We start from the raw sequence: 19,024 nt of genomic DNA, 5'->3' as shown, positions 1-19,024 counted from the left end.
GTGGTGACGGATGTCACGGCGTGAATAAACAGAATTTGCCTGGCGGCTTTAGCGCGGTGGTCCCACCTGACCCCATGCCGAACTCAGAAGTGAAACGCCGTAGCGCCGATGGTAGTGTGGGGCCTCCCCATGCGAGAGTAGGGAACTGCCAGGCATTAAATTAAAGTGTGCTGATATGGCTCAGTTGGTAGAGCGCACCCTTGGTAAGGGTGAGGTCCCCAGTTCGACTCTGGGTATCAGCACCAGTTTTAAAGCGTGAGTTCGGTAAATAACAGAATTTGCCTGGCGGCTTTAGCGCGGTGGTCCCACCTGACCCCATGCCGAACTCAGAAGTGAAACGCCGTAGCGCCGATGGTAGTGTGGGGTCTCCCCATGCGAGAGTAGGGAACTGCCAGGCATCAAACACAGAAGCCCTGAACGAAAGTTCAGGGCTTTTTTGTATGTTTAAAACTCGCAACCAGGCTCAAGATTCGTCAAAAACGTCGAATGAGTTAATGCGAGATAATATCAAGGTCATAAAAAAACCTCTGCCAGATTGCGCAGAGGCTTAGTAGCTCATTGCATATCAATGGATAACTTGAGAAAGGAAGGCGCGTGTACGTTCTGATTTCGGATTCGCGAAGAACTCCTGCGGCGGCGCTTCCTCAACAATCTCTCCGCGATCCATAAAGATCACCCGGTCCGCCACAGTACGCGCAAAGCCCATCTCGTGCGTCACGCATAACATCGTCATACCATCTTCTGCCAGACCAATCATTGTATCGAGAACCTCTTTTACCATTTCTGGATCGAGTGCTGAGGTCGGTTCATCGAACAGCATGATTTTCGGTTTCATACACAGTGAACGCGCGATCGCCACACGTTGTTGCTGCCCTCCTGACAACTGTCCTGGAAACTTATGGGCATGTTCCGCGATACGCACGCGTTGCAGATAATGCATCGCTAACTCTTCCGCTTCTTTCTTCGGCATCTTACGCACCCAAATCGGTGCCAACGTGCAGTTTTGCAACACGGTAAGATGCGGGAACAAATTAAAATGTTGGAATACCATGCCGACTTCGGTACGAACACGCTCAATATTGCGCACATCATCGTTAAGATGGATGCCATCTACTACGATACGACCTTGTTGATGCTCTTCTAAATGATTGATGCAACGAATAGTCGTTGATTTCCCGGATCCGGAAGGCCCACAAAGAACAATGCGTTCGCGGGGTTTCACCAGCAAGTTAATATCTTTGAGAACATGGAACTGACCATACCATTTATTCACGTTTTCGAGCGTAATCATCATGGCGTCAGCCGCATTAGTCATAATTTGTGTCATGTAAAACCTCAGTGCGATTTGCGCCCGGTGTGGAAGCGCTTCTCCAGATGCTGGCTATAGCGCGACATGCTAAAACAGAAAATCCAGTAGACCATGGCAGCAAACACATAGCCTTCGGTCGACATGCCCAACCAGGTGGGGTCAACGGTGGCTTGCTGCACGCTACTGAAGAGATCGAAGAGGCCGATGATGATCACCAGGCTGGTATCTTTAAACAGTGCGATGATGGTATTCACTAAACCGGGGATGGTCAGCTTAAGTGCCTGTGGCAGAATAACCAGCATCTGCGTTTTCCAGTAGCCGAGTGCCAGTGATTCCGCCGCTTCAGTCTGCCCTTTTGGCAGTGCTTGTAAGCCGCCACGCACCACTTCTGCAACATAAGCGGACTGGAACAGAATCACACCGACCAGCGCACGTACCAGCTTGTCGATAGTCGTGCCCTCTGCCATAAACAGCGGCAGCATTACCGATGACATAAACAGCACGGTAATCAGTGGCACACCACGCCAGAACTCAATGAAAATCACTGACAGGGTGCGAACCACCGGCATTTTTGAACGGCGAGCCAGCGCCAGCAGAATCCCCAACGGCAGCGCACCGGCGATGCCAATTGAAGCAATGATAAGCGTCAGCGTCAGACCGCCCCACTGGCGGGTTTCCACGCGATCCAGCCCCAGATAGCCGCCATACATCAGCAGCCAGACTACTATTGGGTAGATCACCGCCCAGCAGGCAATGTAGCGACCACGACGTGGCATCGACTTAATGAACATGGGAACGATCGACAGTAGGCCAATCACCAACGCCAGATTAATGCGCCAGCGCAGTTCATGTGGATAAAGTCCATACATAAACTGGCCAAAACGTGCGTGGATAAATACCCAGCATGCACCTGCTTTGGTGCAGTCTGCACGTGTTTCGCCAATCCAGTTGGCCTGGAAAATAAGCCAATCCAGCGCCGGTGGAATCACACTCCAGATAATCCAAAAGCTGAACAACGTGAGCAGGGTATTCAGCCAGCTTGAGAACAAATTTTTGCGCGCCCACAGCCAGGCTTTCCCTAACGGATTGCTGGGTGCAGGCGATGTATCGTGTGTGGTTACAGACATAATGATCCCGTTCTCTTATCGCTCAACTAGCGCAATTTTGCGGTTGTAAAGGTTCATCAGCAGTGAAATAAGCAGGCTGATGATCAGATAGACCACCATGGTAATCGCAATAGTTTCAATGGCCTGGCCAGTTTGGTTCAGCACCGTGCCGGCAAACAATGACACCATATCTGGATAGCCAATGGCCGCGGCCAGTGATGAGTTCTTCACGATGTTGAGATACTGACTGGTTAACGGTGGAATGATCACGCGCATTGCCTGCGGGATGATGACCTGACGCATCGTGACAGGATTTGGCAGACCCAGCGAGCGGGCTGCTTCATTCTGACCGTACGGCACGGACTGAATCCCAGAGCGAATCACTTCGGCAATGAACGATGAGGTATACACAGAAAGCGCCACCGTTAGCGCCGCCAGCTCCGGGATCATCACAAAGCCGCCGCGGAAGTTGAATCCGCGCAGTTCTGGTACATCCCAATGCGTTGCAGCACCAAACAATGTGTGTGCAATCAGGGGTAACAGCACAATCAAACCTGCAGCGGCGGGCCACGTGCGGCGTAACTGGCCGGTTTTCAATTGATGCTTACGGTTGAAGCGGAAAAGTGCAACGCTGCCGAGGATGGCCAGTGCCAGCGCAATCAGGAATGGCCAGGTGCCAGGTGCATACTCTGGCCACGGAATATACAAACCGCGGTTACTGACAAACGCCAGATCAAACGCATTGAGTGCCTGACGTGGCCCTGGCAGGTTACGCAACACCGCAAAGTACCAGAAGAAGATCTGCAGCAGCGGTGGGATATTACGAAACGTCTCGATGTAGATGGTCGAGAGTTTACGCAGCAGCCAGTTTTCAGACAGACGCGCGAGCCCCACGGCGAAGCCCAGGATGGAGGCAAATACAATGCAGAGTGCGGAAACCAGCAGGGTATTGGTCAACCCCACCATAAACACGCGCGCGTAAGTATCGCCTTCGGTGTAATCGATCAGGTGTTGGACGATGCCGAAACCGGCATTGCGCTCAAGAAATCCGAAACCGGAAGTGATGCCGCGGTTGGCCAGGTTGATTACTGTGTTGTGGACCAGATATCCCACCACAGCAAGCACGGCCACAATCGCGATGATCTGGTAAAGCCAGGCGCGAACCGTAGGATTACCAAACGAAAAATCCCTCTTTACGGTTGGGCGTTGTGACATGTTGAAACCTCAGTGAAGAAAACGCTTGGGCACCGCAGGGTGCGGTGCCCGACTGGCAGAACAGACTTAGCGTACTGGTGGAGCGTACTGGATGCCGCCCTGGTTCCAGAGTGCATTCTGGCCACGCGCGATTTTCAGTGCACTGTCTTTACCCACGTTGCGATCGAACACTTCCTGATAGTTACCGACCTGTTTGATGATGTTGTAAGCCCATTTATTATCAAGTTTCAGGTCTTTACCGAAGTCACCTTCTGCACCCAACAGGTGAGCCATATCCGGGGTGGTGGGTTTGGCCGCCATCTGATCAACATTCTTAGAGCTCACGCCCATCTCTTCTGCGTTCAGCATAGCGTAAAGAGACCATTTAACGATGGTGAACCAGTCGTCATCACCACGACGTACCACAGGACCCAGCGGCTCTTTAGAGATCACTTCTGGCAGCACGATAAAATCATCTGGTTTGCCGAGTTTCACACGCAGTGCATACAGCTGAGACTGGTCGGAAGAGAGGGTATCGCAGCGGCCACTGTCGAGTGCTTTCGCTGACTCATCAGAACGGTCGAAGGTCACTGGCGTGTACTGCATTTTGTTGGCTTTGAAGTAGTCAGCCACGTTCAGCTCGGTATCGGTACCGGCCTGAATACATACGGTGGCACCATCCAGCTCTTTGGCGCTTTTCAGGCCCGCTTTCTTATGGGTCAGGAAGCCGATGCCGTCATAGTAGTTCACACCAGCGAACAAGAAGCCCATGCCACCATCGCGCGAAGAGGTCCAGGTGGTATTACGAGACAAGATATCCACTTCACCAGACTGAAGCGCAGTGAAACGCTCTTTAGCCGTCAGCGGGGTGTATTTCACCTTGCTTGCATCACCAAATACCGCAGCCGCAGCAGCGCGGCAAACATCCACGTCGATTCCGGTAAATTTGCCGCTGGCATCAGCGTAGGAGAAACCTGGCAGGCCATCGCTGATACCGCACTGTACGAAACCTTTCTTTTTAATGGCATCCAGCGTGGTGCCTGCGTGCGCTTGTTGAGTAACGGCGAACAGCGAGGCTGCAGCGACCAGGGTGGAAAGCATCATCTTTTTCATAAAGCATCCTGTGTGGCGAGATCGTGTGTTGTTATGTTTGCACGCACTTTAATGTGCGCTTTTTTCTGTCTGTGGCGGTTAGCCATCCACGACTCTGCAAAGGTAATGCCAGGTTTGCAGAATCCTGAATTCACTGGAAAGATCTTTTAATAAAAGGACGCATCCAGAAATTTTGGCTACTATCGCGCACCAAAAGGCTGCATGACGAGACGACGCGATCACAAATAGTGCAAATAGTTTCACTATGTGGAAGCAGTGTGAGCCATCACTCAGGATAAAATGTATGCGTTTGCAGGGTTACGGTAGAAACAGTGCAGGATCACTGGGAAAGCGGCATGGCGGGCGTTATGACGCACAAAGCAGGCGCTAAAAAGAGGCAAAAGACGTGCGGTAAGAGAGACGAAATATCACGGATGCAATTGCAACTATCGTTACCATATCCGCGACAATTGTTTCATCCGTTGCTAACGCAGGGAAACTATTGGTGAGGCACAAACAAAAACGCCAACCCGAGGGTTGGCGTTAGCGCAGCAAAGAACAATTAGTTCATGCCGTATTTTTTCAGCTTCTTACGCAGGGTACCACGGTTGATACCCATCATCAGAGCTGCACGGGTCTGGTTGCCACGGGTGTACTGCATCACCATGTCCAACAGAGGCTGCTCAACTTCAGCCAATACCAGCTCATACAGATCACTTACATCCTGACCATTCAGTTGAGCAAAATAGTTCTTCAGTGCCTGTTTTACCGAATCACGAAGTGGCTTTTGCGTCACCTGATCCTGTGAGTTAACGGTAGAAACGGTCAGTACATCAGAATTTACGCGTTGTTCGAACATAGTTCTTTCAGCTCTTTATTTCGTTTACGCAAGATTTTCGAAGTATGCCTCCAACGCCTCCAGCTGTTCGCTGGCATCCTCTATGGCGTTGAATGTGCGCCGAAACTGGTCATCAGGAGCACTTTCCTGCAAATACCAGGAAACGTGTTTACGAGCAATACGGTATCCCTTGCGCTGACCATAAAAGTCGTGCAGTTCCCGTATATGTCCAATCAGCATTTGCTTCACTTCAGCCAGCGGCTTCGGTGCCAGCAGCTCCCCTGTGTCCAGATAATGCTGGATTTCCCGGAAGATCCACGGTCTTCCCTGAGCAGCGCGTCCAACCATAAGAGCATCGGCTCCGGTATAGTCGAGCACCGCTCTGGCTTTGTGCGGGTCAGTAATGTCACCATTCGCGATAATCGGAATGGAAACGCTCTGCTTAACTGTCCGAATGCTGTCGTATTCAGCGTGCCCCTCAAACAAACAGGCGCGCGTGCGGCCATGAATGGTGAGAGCCTGAATGCCACAGCGTTCAGCCAATTGGGCAATCTCTACACAATTACGATTTTCTTTGTCCCAGCCGGTGCGAATCTTCAGCGTAACCGGTACATCAACTGCATTCACTACCGCACGGAGGATGGACTCCACCAGTGACGGATGCTGCAGCAGTGCTGAGCCAGCCATCTTACGATTCACTTTCTTAGCCGGGCAGCCCATGTTGATATCAATGACCTGCGCGCCAGACGCCACATTAATGCGCGCGGCAGCAGCCATCTCATCAGGATCGCAACCGGCAATTTGCACGGCACGGATTCCAGGCTCGTCACTATGCACCATACGCAAACGGGATTTATCACTGGCCCAAACTTCTGGGTTTGATGACAGCATCTCGGAGACAGTCATACCCGCGCCGTTCTCGTAACACAAGGTGCGAAATGGCTTGTCGGTAACGCCAGCCATAGGTGCAGCGATGAGTCGATTACGTAGCTGATGGTGTCCAATGCGCATGAAAAAGAAGTGACCCTAACTGTTCGCAAGGCGGCGTATATTACGCATTTTTTAACGAAGATGAAAGGCCAAACTTTGAACAATTCACCGTTAAACTGCGAGGAATTCGGCCTTAACAGCAATGCTACAACTAATAATCTATATAATTCAGTGCATTAAAAAATTATGCTGAAATTGTGAGCAAAAGTTTTTCTTAAAACATGCCCAAAATCACGACATAAAAACCGCCACATCCGGTAATTAGCCAGAGAAATGACGGCGATATGATTATTAAATGTACTAATTTGATTGCTTTCAGGTAGCAGATTTGCGGCTGATATGCAGAGGGTGAGTTGCTTTCACTGACTGATGGCCAAACAGCAAACCGGCCAGCGAAGCCAGCCGGTGATCAAACTCAGCGGCGCACGCCGGTAATACGGCACCACTCCTCTTTTTCAGCCACCGGATCAAGTACGAAGCGCTCAACGTAGGCTTCACACACCCCTTCAGCCTGGCTGGCTAATACGCCCGACAATCCCAGATGTCCGCCCGCTTTCGGCAATACGCTAATCAGCGGCGCCAGCTCGCGTAGCGGGCCTGCGAGGATATTGGCGACAACCACATCCGCTTGCAGGTTTTCCGGCTGTTGATGCGGTAGATAGAGCGACAGACGATCAGAAACGCCATTGCGCTCCGCATTGTCACGGCTGGCCTGAATAGCCTGCGGATCAATATCAATCCCGATAGCCTGCGACGCGCCCAGTTTAAGGGCGGCTATAGCGAGAATGCCGGATCCACAGCCAAAATCGATCACAGTTTTGCCTTGCAGATCAAGTCCATCAAGCCAGGTGAGACAGAGCGAAGTGGTCGGGTGGGTGCCGGTACCAAACGCCAGGCCCGGATCCAGCATCACGTTGACGGCATTCGGATCCGGCACGTCCCGCCAGCTCGGGCAGATCCACAAACGTTCACCAAAACGCATCGGGTGGAAGTTATCCATCCATTCACGTTCCCAGTCTTTATCCTCGATCTGCTCGATCTTGTGATGGAAATACGATCCCAGCAGTGGATGTTGACTCAGTTCGGCCACCACATCGTCCATCTCGGTTTCGGCGTCGAACAGACCAATCACATCTGTATCGCCCCATAAGCGTGTTTCACCCGGTAGCGGTTCGTAAACCGGGTTGTCATGGGTATCCTGAAACGTCACCGAGACGGCGCCCACGTCCATCAGCGCATCGCTCAGCGGCTCGGCATTTTCGCCGGTACTGTTAATTTTGATTTGAATCCAAGGCATAGCGTTTCTCTTTATTTCACCGCAGCGTGACGCGCTTCAGGCGTGCTGCCAAACAAATTACCCACCACGAAGGCCAGCAGGCTTAAGGTCAATGAGGGAACGATAGGGTGAAAGCCCCATAGTTCAATTTTCAGGCTGGCAAGTAAGGTATAGCAAGCCGCGCCGACAACCATGCCGCTGATAGCACCTGTCGAATTAGCGCGCTCCCAATACAGTCCCAATACCAGCGGCCAGAGGAAAACGGCTTCCAGTCCGCCAAAGGCCAGCAGATTGAGCCAGATAATCATATCCGGTGGATTCCACGCCGCCAGTAACAGCAATATGCCCAGCACGAAAGTGATAGTGCCGGATAGCATACGCAGGCGCGATTCATTCTCGCTGTGCTGTGGCGCAATACGCAAATAGAGATCCTTGATTAGCGTAGCGGAGGATTGCAGCAGCTGCGCGTTAATCGTTGACATGATTGCTGCCATCGGTGCAGCGAGAAACACGCCGGCTGCCATTGGCGGCAACACGGTGATCATCAGCGTCGGGATCACGCGATCCGGAACAGTGAGATCCGGCAGAATGGCACGACCTAACGCCCCCGCCAGATGCATGCCGAGCATCAGAATCACCACGACAATGGTGCCCAGAATGATGCCGCGATGCATGGCTTTACTGTCTTTATAGGAGATACAGCGCACCGCAGTATGCGGCAAACCAATCACGCCAAAGCAGACCAGCACGGCGAAAGAACTCAGGAATGTCGGATTAATGACGTTGCCAACACCTTCCGGCGACACGAGTTGGGGATCGATGGTGCGCAGTTTCGTCACGGCCGTTTCGAGTCCACCCGCCTGATGGATAATGGCAAACAGCAGCAGGAAGGTGCCGACCAGCATTACCAGGCCTTGCATCGCATCGTTGAGTACGCTGGCACGGAAGCCGCCAAACGCGGTATACAGCGCGATGGTGCCACCAAAAATTAATAAGCCGGTGTCGTAGGGAATACCCGCAGCGGTTTCCAGCAGGCGTGCACCACCGATAAACTGCACGGTCATTGCGCCAATGAAAGCCACCAATAAGCTAATACTGGAGAGCCAAATCAGCAGTGTGCTGCCATAGCGGCCATACAGCATGTCATTCAGTGTCACCGCATTGTAGCGGCGCGCCAGAATGGCGAATTTTTTCCCTAATACGCCAAGCGACAGCCAAACCGCAGGCACCTGAATCATCGCCAGCAATACCCAGCCCAGACCGTATTTGTAGGCCGCGCCGGGTCCACCAATAAACGAACTGGCGCTGATATAGGTCGCAGTGATGGTCATCGCGAGGACAAAACCGCCCATCGAGCGATTTCCAAGGAAGTATTCGCTCAGGAAATTACCCTGGCGTTGTTTACGCATGGCAAATACAGACAGTGCTGCAATAAGTACCAGATAGGCCAGCAGCGGAAGAATGATCTCAGAGTCCATCATTGTCCTCCAGTGACATATCACGGAACAGAATGCGCACCATGAGCCAGCACAGCACAATAAACAGCAGTGGGGCAAATACGCAGGAAAGTTCGAACCAGCGGGGCAGACCCAAAATACCGATTTCATCTCCCCCTAACCAGGCGGAGAGTCCCCAGACGGCGAGGTACGCCAGCGTCAGATAAAATGCCCAGCGCGCCTCTTTGTTCGCTTGTAAAAAACGCCAATCCATCATGCAACCTCAACGGTAACAAAAATGAAAAAGGCCGGATTAACCGGCCTTTGTTTGCTCTGCGCTGCAATTACTTCTCGTGCAGGCCGAGTTTTTTCTCCAGATAGTGGATGTTGGTGCCACCCTGCTGGAAATGTTCGTCGGACATGATTTTCATCTGCAGCTCGACGTTGGTCTTGATGCCGTCGATGATCAGTTCCGCCAGCGCATTTTTCATGCGCGCGATGGCCACTTCACGGGTTTCACCGTAGGTGATCAGCTTGCCGATCATGGAATCGTAGTACGGCGGCACGCTGTAGCCGGCATAGATGTGCGATTCCCAGCGCACGCCGAAACCGCCTGGCGCGTGGAAACGGGTGATCTTGCCCGGGCTCGGCAGGAAGGTGTTCGGATCTTCGGCGTTGATACGGCACTCCACCGCATGACCGCGAACAATCACGTCTTCCTGTTTGATTGACAGCGGCTGACCGGCAGCAATACGCAGCTGCTCTTTGATCAGATCCACGCCGGTGATCATCTCGGTCACCGGATGCTCCACCTGAATACGGGTGTTCATCTCGATGAAGTAGAACTCACCGTTTTCGTACAGGAACTCGAAGGTACCCGCACCGCGGTAGCCGATATCGATACAGGCTTTCGCACAGCGCTCGCCGATAAAGCGACGCAGTTCCGGCGTGATGCCCGGCGCTGGTGCTTCTTCGACCACTTTCTGGTGACGACGCTGCATCGAGCAGTCACGTTCCGCCAGATAGATGGCGTTGCCCTGGCCGTCGGCCATCACCTGAATCTCGATGTGACGCGGGTTCTCGAGGAATTTCTCCATGTAGACCATGTCGTTGTTGAAAGCCGCTTTGGCTTCCGCTTTCGTCATGCCGATGGATTGTTCCAGATCTTTTTCACTGCGCACTACGCGCATACCACGACCGCCGCCGCCGCCAGAGGCTTTGATGATGACCGGGTAGCCGATGCGTTTGGCAATGGCACGGTTTTTATCCATGTCATCGGTCAGCGAGCCGTCAGATCCTGGCACGGTCGGCACACCGGTTTTCTTCATGGCGGTGATCGCAGACACTTTGTCGCCCATCAGGCGGATGGTGTCAGCTTTCGGGCCGATGAAGATAAAACCAGAGCGCTCAACCTGCTCGGCAAAATCGGCGTTCTCGGAGAGGAAACCGTAGCCCGGGTGGATCGCCACGGCGCCGGTGATTTCGGCGGCAGAGATCAGTGCAGGGATGTTCAGGTAACTTTTGACCGACTGTGCCGGGCCGATGCAGACGGTCTCGTCCGCCAGCAGCACGTGCTTCAGGTCGCGGTCAGCGGTTGAGTGAACCGCAACGGTCTTGATGCCTAATTCTTTACACGCGCGGAGAATACGCAGAGCGATCTCACCGCGGTTAGCAATGACAATTTTATCCAGCATGCTTCGCCTCGTTATTCGATGACGACGAGCGGCTCGTCAAATTCAACCGGTTGGCCGCTTTCCACCAGGATCGCCTTCACAACGCCGGATTTATCGGCTTCGATCTGGTTCATCATTTTCATTGCTTCAACGATGCACAGGGTGTCGCCCGCGTTGACTTTCTGGCCCACTTCCACGAAGGCTTTCGCATCCGGGCTTGGGGTACGGTAGAAAGTGCCGACCATCGGAGAACGCACGATGTGGCCGGTGATTTCCGGCTTAGCGGCTTCAGCCGGCGCAGCGGCTGCAGGTGCAACGGCGGTCGCCAGCGCAGGCTGCTGCATCACTGGCGCAGCATAAGCCTGTTGCATGACCGGATAGCCAGCGTTCGCAGGTGAACGGCTGATACGAACTGACTCTTCGCCTTCAGAGATTTCCAGCTCGGAGATGCCAGACTCTTCTACCAGTTCGATCAGTTTCTTAATTTTACGAATATCCATGAGTGTGGTTCCGTACTCTGTTTAATTGGAATGTGACAGGCGTTTTACTGCCGTTTGTAAAGCCCATGAGTATCCATCAGCGCCAAGTCCACAAATGACGCCAGCAGATACATCAGAAAGATAGGAGTGATGTCGGAACGGCTCACGTGCATGCACGTTCGAGAGATGCACCTCAATAAAAGGGATGCTAACCGCCAACAGGGCATCACGCAGTGCAACGCTGGTATGCGTGAATGCAGCCGGGTTGATGATGATGTAATCCACATTGCCACGGGCCTCGTGAATACGATCAATCAACTGAAACTCTGCATTCGATTGCAAATGACTCAATTTCACATGGTGCTGATCGGCCTGCTGGGTCAAATCGCTGACAATTTCTGCCAACGTGGTGTGCCCATATTTCTCAGGCTCACGCGTTCCCAACAAATTCAGGTTGGGGCCGTTTAAAAGCAGTATGTGAAATTCGTGCGCCATCTTGCTGCTATCTCCTGCAATCAGTAAGGTATCGCGTAAAATACCGCGACATCTGTCGTTTGTCACTCCTGAGAGTGAAAAAGACGACTTCGCTTGCAATAAAGCCGGGCATTATATCCGTTTCGTCGCAATTCGCAGCAAAATACTGGTCTTATCTGCGAAGTTGATCGGATGCGGCCCGAAGGCCACACCTTTTATCAGATTTCACAGCAGGAAGACAACCATGCGGGGATTATCGATGCAGAAGTTTACGCAACTTATTGTAACGCCAACCTAACAGCACTAAAGCCACCAGCGCATAAATCCAGGGCTGCGGGGAGAAGACTTTCACCGACCAAAGATAGTGGATAGGTGCGAGGATCGCGACAAGATAGATGCCGTTGTGCAGGGTTTGCCAGCGACGGCCAAGCTTACGTTGGGCACGTTGAAATGAGGTGATGGCGAGGGCAAACAGCACCAGCCAGCAGATCATACCCAGTAACAGATAAGGACGTGAAACGATCTCACTACCTAGCAGTTGCAGGTGGTTATAACCCAGTTCCAGCAGGTAATAGCTGGTCAAATGCAAACATGCCCAGGCAAAACACCACACGCCGAGCAGGCGGCGGGTGCGAATCAGCAGAGGCTGTTTCAGGTAACGCGTGAGTGGGCTCACCAGCAGCGTCGCTAAAAGCAACTTTAACGCCATTCTGCCGGTAAAATGCTGGATATCTTTCGCCGGGTCGGCACTTAACCAACCCTGGCTGGCTGCCATAAACAGATACACAAACGGCAGGAAAGCCGCGAGATGCAGCACCACTTTTAACAGGGTGATATGGCGTAACGTCAGTCGCACTCAGTAGTTCTCCCGTAAATCGAGCCCGCGATACAGTGAAGCCACCTCTTTAGCGTAGCCGTTAAACAGCAGGGTTGGCTGGCGTTCGACATTCAGAATGCCGCCGGAACCAATAAAACGCTCGGTGGCCTGCGACCAGCGCGGGTGATTCACATGGGGGTTAACGTTGGCATAAAATCCATATTCGTTATTGGCGATTTGGTTCCATGTGGTAGGAGGCTGGTCGCGCGTCAGGGTGATTTTAACGATGGATTTGATGCCCTTGAAACCGTATTTCCACGGCACCGTCAGGCGAATCGGGGCGCCATTCTGTGGCGGCAGCGCTTTACCGTACACGCCGGTGCTTAATAGTGTGAGAGGGTGCATCGCTTCATCAAGACGCAACCCTTCCACATACGGATAATCCAGCCCACCGCCAATAAAGCGATCTTTCTGACCTGGCATCTGGTCCGGAGCATATAACGTCTGAAAGGCGACAAAGCGGGCATTGCTGGTGGGTTCAGCCAGTTTGAGTAATTTATTCAGCTCAAAGCCCACCCAAGGGATCACCATCGACCACGCTTCAACACAGCGCATGCGATAAATACGCTGCTCCATGGCAAAACGTTTAAAGATGTCGTCCATATCCAGCGTGATCGGTTTCGCCACTTCACCTTCAATGCGCAACTGCCAGGGCTCAGTTTTCAGCGTGCCGGCGTTGGCAGCTGGATCGGCTTTATCCAGACCAAACTCATAAAAGTTGTTATAGCCAGAAACCTTGTCAAACGGTGTCATCGGCAGATCGGCCTGATACTGCGCGGGTTTGGTAAATTGCAGATCGCGACCTGCGGGGGCAGGTGGACGGTCATTGCCTTTAAACCAGCTCAGCACATCTGCCTGCGCCGCGCCGGGTAAACTTGCCGCAGCGGCGCCTAATCCCAGCGCTTTCAACACCTGACGGCGGCGCATATTAAAGATGCTCTCGGGCGTCACGTCGGATTCGGTAAGGTATTGCTTCAGCTTCATGGCATTCTCCGGCGAAAAAGGTGGTGTTGTACTCAGCATGATCAACTCGCGCTGGACACGCCACTTTGCCCGGAAAAATATGAAATTTCCTGGCAAGCGGGCTCTGTTGAGAATAGGACGAAAAAGTCCGTGTGAAACGCAAGCCATCACACTTTGCGGCTATACTCGCGCCGCAGGTCCGATTAGCATGGCGCACCGCCTAATTTGATGCGCGTCTGGCGCTGATTCAGACGATGTTTTGTGCTATTTTGCTCAGGTTTACGCCAATGAGCAGGTTGGCGCCGTCGGATGGCGACCGTTTAGTACCGCAGTGATACAGGCACAGGGATGCGATTAACAACTAAGTTTTCTGCGTTTATTACATTATTAAGCTTACTGGCAATGTTATTGATGCTGGTCGGCTGCGCTTTTAGTTTTATCTGGCTATCGCAACAACGCGTTGAAACACGCGTCAATACGCTAGCGACCGAAGTCGATAAAGCGCTGACAACGCAATCGCCACAAGAACTGACGCAGTGGTTGACGCGCATCATGCCGGTGATCAATGCGGAACAGATTGAGATGCATAACGGCAATACCGTGGTGTTTCAACTCGCTCGCCATGAAAATCCTATGCTCGAAGATGAGCCGAATCGTTTTATTCAGTTCGATCTTCCGTTAGTGCACTCTCCCGGCCTTGAGTTGCGTGTAGTGGTACTCGATCCTGCGAAAACCTGGTTCCGTTCCTTTACCGGTGCCTATACGCTGATTGTCCTGCTCAGCGTGGTGGCGATTATGTCGGCTTTACTGGTGATGACGCATCGCTGGATCAATCGTCGCTGGCAGCACATGGAGCGTTTAGAAGCTCGCTCCGAGCGTATTCTGGCGGGGGAGCGCGTGCCCTACGTCGGCCATTATGCCGAATGGCCGCCAAAAGCCAGTCGCGCTATTGACACTTTACTTAACGATCTTCAGGAAGCGGGCGAGCAGCGCTTGCGCATTGATACGCTTATCCGTACGTTTGCCGCACAGGATTCACGCACCGGCCTGAATAACCGCCTGTTCTTCGATAACCAGTTAGCCACGCTGCTGGAAGATCAGGAAGATGTGGGCACGCATGGCGTGGTGATGATGGTGCGCCTGCCCGATCTCGACACGCTGCATGAAACGCTGGGCCAAACGCTGGTGGATGAATACCTGTTTGACCTGATTAATATGCTGTCGACATTTGTTCTGCGATATCCAGGCGCTTTACTGGCACGCTACTTCCGCAGCGATTTTGCCGTGTTATTGCCGCACCGCACGCTCAAAGAGGCCAACAGTATCGCCGATCAGTTGATCAACGCGGTCGACTCATTGCCGCCGATGCGTATGGTCGATCGCGATGATTTAATCCACATTGGCATCAGCGCGTGGCGCAGCGGAGAAACTGTGCCGCAGGTGATGGAAAATGTCGAGATGGCGACCCGTCGTGCCGCCTTGCAGGGCGGTAACAGTTGGTCAGTCGGTGCAGGCAATACCTTAGACATGGGACGTGGTAGTGTGCGCTGGCGAACGCTGCTGGAAAACACGCTTAATCGCGGCGGCCCACGTCTTTACCAAAAACCGGCTGTGTTGCTGGATGGCAAAGTGCACCACCGTGAAATGCTGGCGCGCGTGTTCGATGGCGACAAAGAAGTGGTGTCGGCCGAGTTTATGCCACTGGTGCTGCAACTGGGTTTGACCGACAGTTGGGATCGCCAACTGGTGACGCGAATCGCGGCACTCTCTGAAGTGTGGCCTGATGAAACGCTGGCGTTACCCGTCAATATTGACTCCTTATTACAGCGTCCATTCCAGCGCTGGCTGCAAAAGCTTTTGCTGCAATGTACAAAATCGCAAAGAAAACGTTTTTTATTTGAACTTGCTGAGGCTGATGTTTGTCAACACATCAATCGCTTAGTGCCGGTTTTCCAAATGTTGACCGCGTTTGGTTGCCGTGTGGCGGTGGATCAGGCGGGCATGACCGTGGTGAGCAGTGCTTATATCAAGCAGTTCCCAATCGAAGTGATCAAACTCGATCCGGGGCTGGTACGTAATATTGAACGTCGTACTGAAAACCAGTTATTTGTGCAAAGTTTACTGGAAGTGTGCAAATCCACCTCGACACAAGTTTTTGCTGCGGGCGTGCGCACGCGCGCGGAGTGGCAAACGCTGGCGAATCTGGGCGTGGCAGGTGGGCAGGGCGACTTCTTTGCCCCATCATTGCCGGTGAACAGTAACGTGAAAAAACATTCACAACGTTATCGAATTTAGGTCTTCAGCCAGTAAAGTGGCGCTGAGGGGCCTTTTTCTGCCCTTTGGGGGATTACGTCCGCGCTTATGATGGCTGGAAATGTTAGATTTTATGTCGAAATTCGCCCGGTGATTAAGGGGGAATTTACGTTTAATAGGGCGGCTTAGCGCTATTTAACGGCGGCCAGGGATAAGCGAATCGGCCCAAAAAATTATTCAGCGTATTTTTTCACCGAAGCAGAACGTTTTTGCGCCTTGTAGCGGCTTCGCGTGGTTGGTAAAGTAGGCGGATTTTATTTTCCGCCCCCAGCTTGCAGGATTATCCCTTAGTATGTTTAAAAAATTTCGTGGCATGTTTTCCAATGACTTGTCCATTGACCTGGGTACCGCGAATACCCTGATTTACGTAAAAGGACAAGGCATCGTGCTGAACGAGCCTTCCGTGGTTGCCATTCGTCAGGATCGTGCCGGTTCGCCAAAGAGCGTTGCGGCCGTAGGTCATGACGCCAAGCAGATGCTGGGTCGTACTCCAGGCAACATCGCGGCCATCCGTCCTATGAAAGATGGCGTGATCGCCGATTTCTTCGTGACTGAAAAAATGCTCCAGCACTTCATTAAGCAAGTGCACAGCAACAGCTTTATGCGTCCAAGCCCACGTGTGCTGGTCTGCGTACCGGTTGGCGCCACTCAGGTTGAGCGCCGTGCTATCCGTGAATCTGCACAAGGTGCAGGCGCGCGCGAAGTGTTTCTGATTGAAGAGCCGATGGCTGCCGCAATTGGTGCAGGCCTGCCGGTATCTGAAGCAACCGGTTCGATGGTGGTGGATATCGGTGGTGGTACCACTGAAGTTGCCGTTATCTCTCTGAACGGCGTGGTCTACTCTTCTTCTGTACGTATCGGTGGTGACCGCTTCGATGAAGCTATCATTAACTATGTGCGCCGCAACTACGGTTCACTGATTGGTGAAGCCACTGCGGAACGTATCAAGCACGGCATTGGTTCTGCCTATCCGGGTGATGAAGTACACGAAATTGAAGTACGTGGTCGTAACCTGGCTGAAGGTGTACCGCGTGGCTTTACCCTGAACTCCAATGAAATCCTTGAAGCGCTGCAAGAGCCGTTGACCGGTATCGTGAGCGCAGTAATGGTCGCGCTGGAACAGTGCCCACCAGAACTGGCTTCTGACATCTCCGAGCGCGGCATGGTGCTGACCGGTGGTGGCGCATTGCTGCGCAATCTGGATCGTCTGCTGATGGAAGAAACCGGTATTCCGGTTGTCGTTGCAGAGGACCCGCTGACCTGCGTCGCGCGCGGCGGTGGTAAAGCGTTGGAAATGATCGACATGCACGGCGGCGATTTGTTCAGCGAGGAGTAAATCCTCATCGGCTGAGACCGTGGTCAAATTGCGCAGGGAGTCGCGCCTATCGACGCTGCGCACGACGGCGAGATGCGTCCAGCCCTGGAGGCGTTAGTCATAAGACTGGCGCTTCTTCCCTGATGTCGAGGAACACGCAGAATTTATGAAGCCGATTTTTAGCAGGGGGCCTTCCCTGCAGTTGCGTCTCTTTCTGGCAGTCATTGTGGCTATCGCGATCATTATCGCAGACAGCCGCGTGAGCTCCTTCTCCCAGATCCGCAACTACCTGGACACGTCGGTAAGTCCATTTTATTTTCTGGCCAATGGGCCGCGACAGCTTCTTGACGGCGTCTCAGAAACGCTGGCTTCACGCCAGCAGCTCGAGCTGGAAAACAAAGCGCTGCGCCGTGAGCTCTTCCTGAAAAACAGTGACCTGCTGATGCTGGGGCAATACAAGCAGGAAAACGCACGTCTGCGTGAGCTGCTCGGCTCGCCACTGCGTCAGGATGAGCACAAGATGGTGACCCAGGTGATTTCAACCGGCACCGATCCGTATACCGATCAGGTGGTTATCGATAAAGGCAGCGTAAACGGTGTTTACGAAGGCCAACCGGTAATCAGTGATAAAGGTGTAGTGGGTCAGGTGGTGGCTGTGGGTCAGGTGACCAGCCGTGTACTGCTGATTTGTGATGCTTCGCATGCGTTGCCGATTCAGGTGTTACGTAATGATATTCGCGTGATTGCGGCGGGTAACGGCTGCAGTGAAGATTTGCAGCTGGAACATCTGCCGGGCAACACCGACATTCGTGTCGGCGATGTGCTGGTGACGTCAGGTCTCGGCGGGCGTTTCCCTGAAGGCTACCCGGTTGGAGTGGTCTCTTCCGTGAAAGTCGATACCCAACGTGCCTACACCGTGATTCAGGCGCATCCGACGGCAGGCCTGCAACGTCTGCGTTACCTGCTGCTGTTGTGGGGCGCGGATAAGAATGGCGACATGCCAATGGCACCAGATGAAGTTCACCGCGTGGCGAATGAGCGTCTGATGCAGATGATGCCGCAGGTCTTGCCGCCAGCAGGCGAAATGGGCCCACCGGCACCGGATATGATGCAGCCTACGCAGCAAATGGGGCCGCCGGCACCCGCTAACAGCAGTCGTTCGCAAGGGATCCCAGCGAACACACGCGGAGGCCAGCCTTGAGTCGATATCGCAGCCAGGGCCGATGGGTTATCTGGCTGTCCTTTCTGATTGCCCTCATTCTGCAAATCATGCCCTGGCCGGAACAAATCTACATGTTCCGGCCTTCATGGCTTTTGTTGATCCTGGTTTACTGGGTTCTGGCATTACCGCACCGGGTTAATGTTGGTACAGGCTTCTTTTTAGGGGCCGTGATGGACCTGGTGGCCGGTTCGACGCTGGGGGTGCGCGCGCTGGCGTTCAGCATCATCGCGTATCTGGTGGCCTTCAAATTTCAGCTATTCCGAAATCTGGCGTTGTGGCAGCAGGCATTAATGGTTATGGTGCTGTCGCTCGCGGTGGATGTCATTGTTTTCTGGGCTGAATTCCTGGTCATCAACGTCTCATTCCGCCCGGAAATCTTCTGGAGCAGTGTGGTCGACGGCATTCTATGGCCCTGGCTATTCTTATTAATGAGAAAGATTCGCCGACAGTTCGCTGTTCAGTAAGGA

At 53.1% G+C, this 19,024-nt stretch carries 18 protein-coding genes, 1 tRNA gene and 2 rRNA genes; 7 read left to right on the top strand and 14 right to left on the bottom strand.

The window, feature by feature from the left end; genetic code table 11:
* Positions 1–38: 38 nt before the first annotated feature.
* From rrf (AC6I8L_RS18015) to rrf (AC6I8L_RS18005), 3 genes are all read left to right on the top strand, one after another.
* Positions 39–154, top strand: a 5S ribosomal RNA gene (gene rrf / locus AC6I8L_RS18015).
* 15 nt (positions 155–169) lie between these two features.
* A tRNA-Thr gene (locus AC6I8L_RS18010) sits at positions 170–245 on the top strand.
* Between the two features lie 36 nt (positions 246–281).
* Positions 282–397 (top strand): 5S ribosomal RNA (gene rrf / locus AC6I8L_RS18005).
* A gap of 168 nt (positions 398–565) precedes the next feature.
* On the opposite strand, the gene AC6I8L_RS18000 is transcribed toward rrf (AC6I8L_RS18005), so the two are convergent.
* From AC6I8L_RS18000 to msrP, 14 genes are all read right to left on the bottom strand, one after another.
* Entirely contained in the window at positions 566–1,327 is a 762-nt protein-coding gene (locus AC6I8L_RS18000) for an amino acid ABC transporter ATP-binding protein (protein ID WP_034830190.1), read from the bottom strand.
* Between the two features lie 8 nt (positions 1,328–1,335).
* On the bottom strand, positions 1,336–2,436 hold the full coding sequence (locus AC6I8L_RS17995) for an amino acid ABC transporter permease (protein ID WP_034830188.1): 1,101 nt from the start codon (positions 2,434–2,436) through the stop codon (positions 1,336–1,338).
* 15 nt (positions 2,437–2,451) lie between these two features.
* Positions 2,452–3,630, bottom strand: a complete 1,179-nt coding sequence (locus AC6I8L_RS17990; protein ID WP_058962424.1) for an amino acid ABC transporter permease — start codon at positions 3,628–3,630, stop codon at positions 2,452–2,454.
* Positions 3,631–3,696: 66 nt separating this feature from the next.
* Positions 3,697–4,722: an amino acid ABC transporter substrate-binding protein gene (locus AC6I8L_RS17985; protein ID WP_034830184.1), complete on the bottom strand. Its 1,026-nt coding sequence runs from the start codon at positions 4,720–4,722 to the stop codon at positions 3,697–3,699.
* Positions 4,723–5,263: 541 nt separating this feature from the next.
* The gene (gene fis / locus AC6I8L_RS17980) at positions 5,264–5,560 is read right to left on the bottom strand and encodes a DNA-binding transcriptional regulator Fis (RefSeq protein WP_003855228.1); all 297 of its coding nucleotides are present in this window, start codon (positions 5,558–5,560) and stop codon (positions 5,264–5,266) included.
* 24 nt (positions 5,561–5,584) lie between these two features.
* A complete protein-coding gene (dusB, locus tag AC6I8L_RS17975; RefSeq protein WP_038644355.1) occupies positions 5,585–6,550 on the bottom strand; it encodes a tRNA dihydrouridine synthase DusB in 966 nt (321 codons plus the stop codon).
* 394 nt (positions 6,551–6,944) lie between these two features.
* Positions 6,945–7,826, bottom strand: a complete 882-nt coding sequence (gene prmA / locus AC6I8L_RS17970; RefSeq protein ID WP_058962425.1) for a 50S ribosomal protein L11 methyltransferase — start codon at positions 7,824–7,826, stop codon at positions 6,945–6,947.
* An 11-nt stretch (positions 7,827–7,837) separates the two neighbouring features.
* Complete coding sequence (panF, locus tag AC6I8L_RS17965) at positions 7,838–9,283, bottom strand: sodium/pantothenate symporter (protein ID WP_058962426.1); 1,446 nt, start codon at positions 9,281–9,283, stop codon at positions 7,838–7,840.
* Positions 9,273–9,515: a YhdT family protein gene (locus AC6I8L_RS17960; RefSeq protein WP_058962427.1), complete on the bottom strand. Its 243-nt coding sequence runs from the start codon at positions 9,513–9,515 to the stop codon at positions 9,273–9,275. The genes panF and AC6I8L_RS17960 overlap by 11 nt, the downstream gene beginning before the upstream one ends.
* A 70-nt stretch (positions 9,516–9,585) precedes the next feature.
* Complete coding sequence (gene accC, locus AC6I8L_RS17955; protein WP_479399740.1) at positions 9,586–10,935, bottom strand: acetyl-CoA carboxylase biotin carboxylase subunit; 1,350 nt, start codon at positions 10,933–10,935, stop codon at positions 9,586–9,588.
* An 11-nt stretch (positions 10,936–10,946) separates the two neighbouring features.
* The gene (gene accB, locus AC6I8L_RS17950) at positions 10,947–11,414 is read right to left on the bottom strand and encodes an acetyl-CoA carboxylase biotin carboxyl carrier protein (protein ID WP_034830260.1); all 468 of its coding nucleotides are present in this window, start codon (positions 11,412–11,414) and stop codon (positions 10,947–10,949) included.
* A gap of 21 nt (positions 11,415–11,435) precedes the next feature.
* A complete protein-coding gene (aroQ, locus tag AC6I8L_RS17945; protein ID WP_058959566.1) occupies positions 11,436–11,888 on the bottom strand; it encodes a type II 3-dehydroquinate dehydratase in 453 nt (150 codons plus the stop codon).
* A gap of 232 nt (positions 11,889–12,120) precedes the next feature.
* Positions 12,121–12,723, bottom strand: coding sequence for a protein-methionine-sulfoxide reductase heme-binding subunit MsrQ (gene msrQ, locus AC6I8L_RS17940; protein WP_034831066.1), 603 nt, complete (start codon positions 12,721–12,723; stop codon positions 12,121–12,123).
* Positions 12,724–13,728 (bottom strand): protein-methionine-sulfoxide reductase catalytic subunit MsrP, encoded by a 1,005-nt coding sequence (msrP, locus tag AC6I8L_RS17935; RefSeq protein ID WP_034831065.1) that lies wholly within the window; start codon positions 13,726–13,728, stop codon positions 12,724–12,726. It lies immediately after the preceding gene.
* A gap of 327 nt (positions 13,729–14,055) precedes the next feature.
* On the opposite strand from msrP, the gene csrD reads away from it, so the two are divergent.
* From csrD to mreD, 4 genes are all read left to right on the top strand, one after another.
* Positions 14,056–16,002: an RNase E specificity factor CsrD gene (gene csrD, locus AC6I8L_RS17930; protein WP_058959565.1), complete on the top strand. Its 1,947-nt coding sequence runs from the start codon at positions 14,056–14,058 to the stop codon at positions 16,000–16,002.
* A 310-nt stretch (positions 16,003–16,312) separates the two neighbouring features.
* Positions 16,313–17,356 carry a rod shape-determining protein MreB gene (gene mreB / locus AC6I8L_RS17925; RefSeq protein WP_007891976.1) on the top strand — a complete coding sequence of 348 codons (1,044 nt, stop codon included), beginning with the start codon at positions 16,313–16,315 and terminating at the stop codon, positions 17,354–17,356.
* Between the two features lie 145 nt (positions 17,357–17,501).
* Positions 17,502–18,536 (top strand): rod shape-determining protein MreC, encoded by a 1,035-nt coding sequence (gene mreC, locus AC6I8L_RS17920; protein ID WP_034830877.1) that lies wholly within the window; start codon positions 17,502–17,504, stop codon positions 18,534–18,536.
* Complete coding sequence (gene mreD, locus AC6I8L_RS17915; protein WP_034830875.1) at positions 18,533–19,021, top strand: rod shape-determining protein MreD; 489 nt, start codon at positions 18,533–18,535, stop codon at positions 19,019–19,021. The genes mreC and mreD overlap by 4 nt, the downstream gene beginning before the upstream one ends.
* Positions 19,022–19,024 lie beyond the last annotated feature (3 nt).

It is taken from the genome of Type-E symbiont of Plautia stali (assembly GCF_059731115.1).
This window is presented reverse-complemented; position numbering and strand designations above follow the sequence as displayed.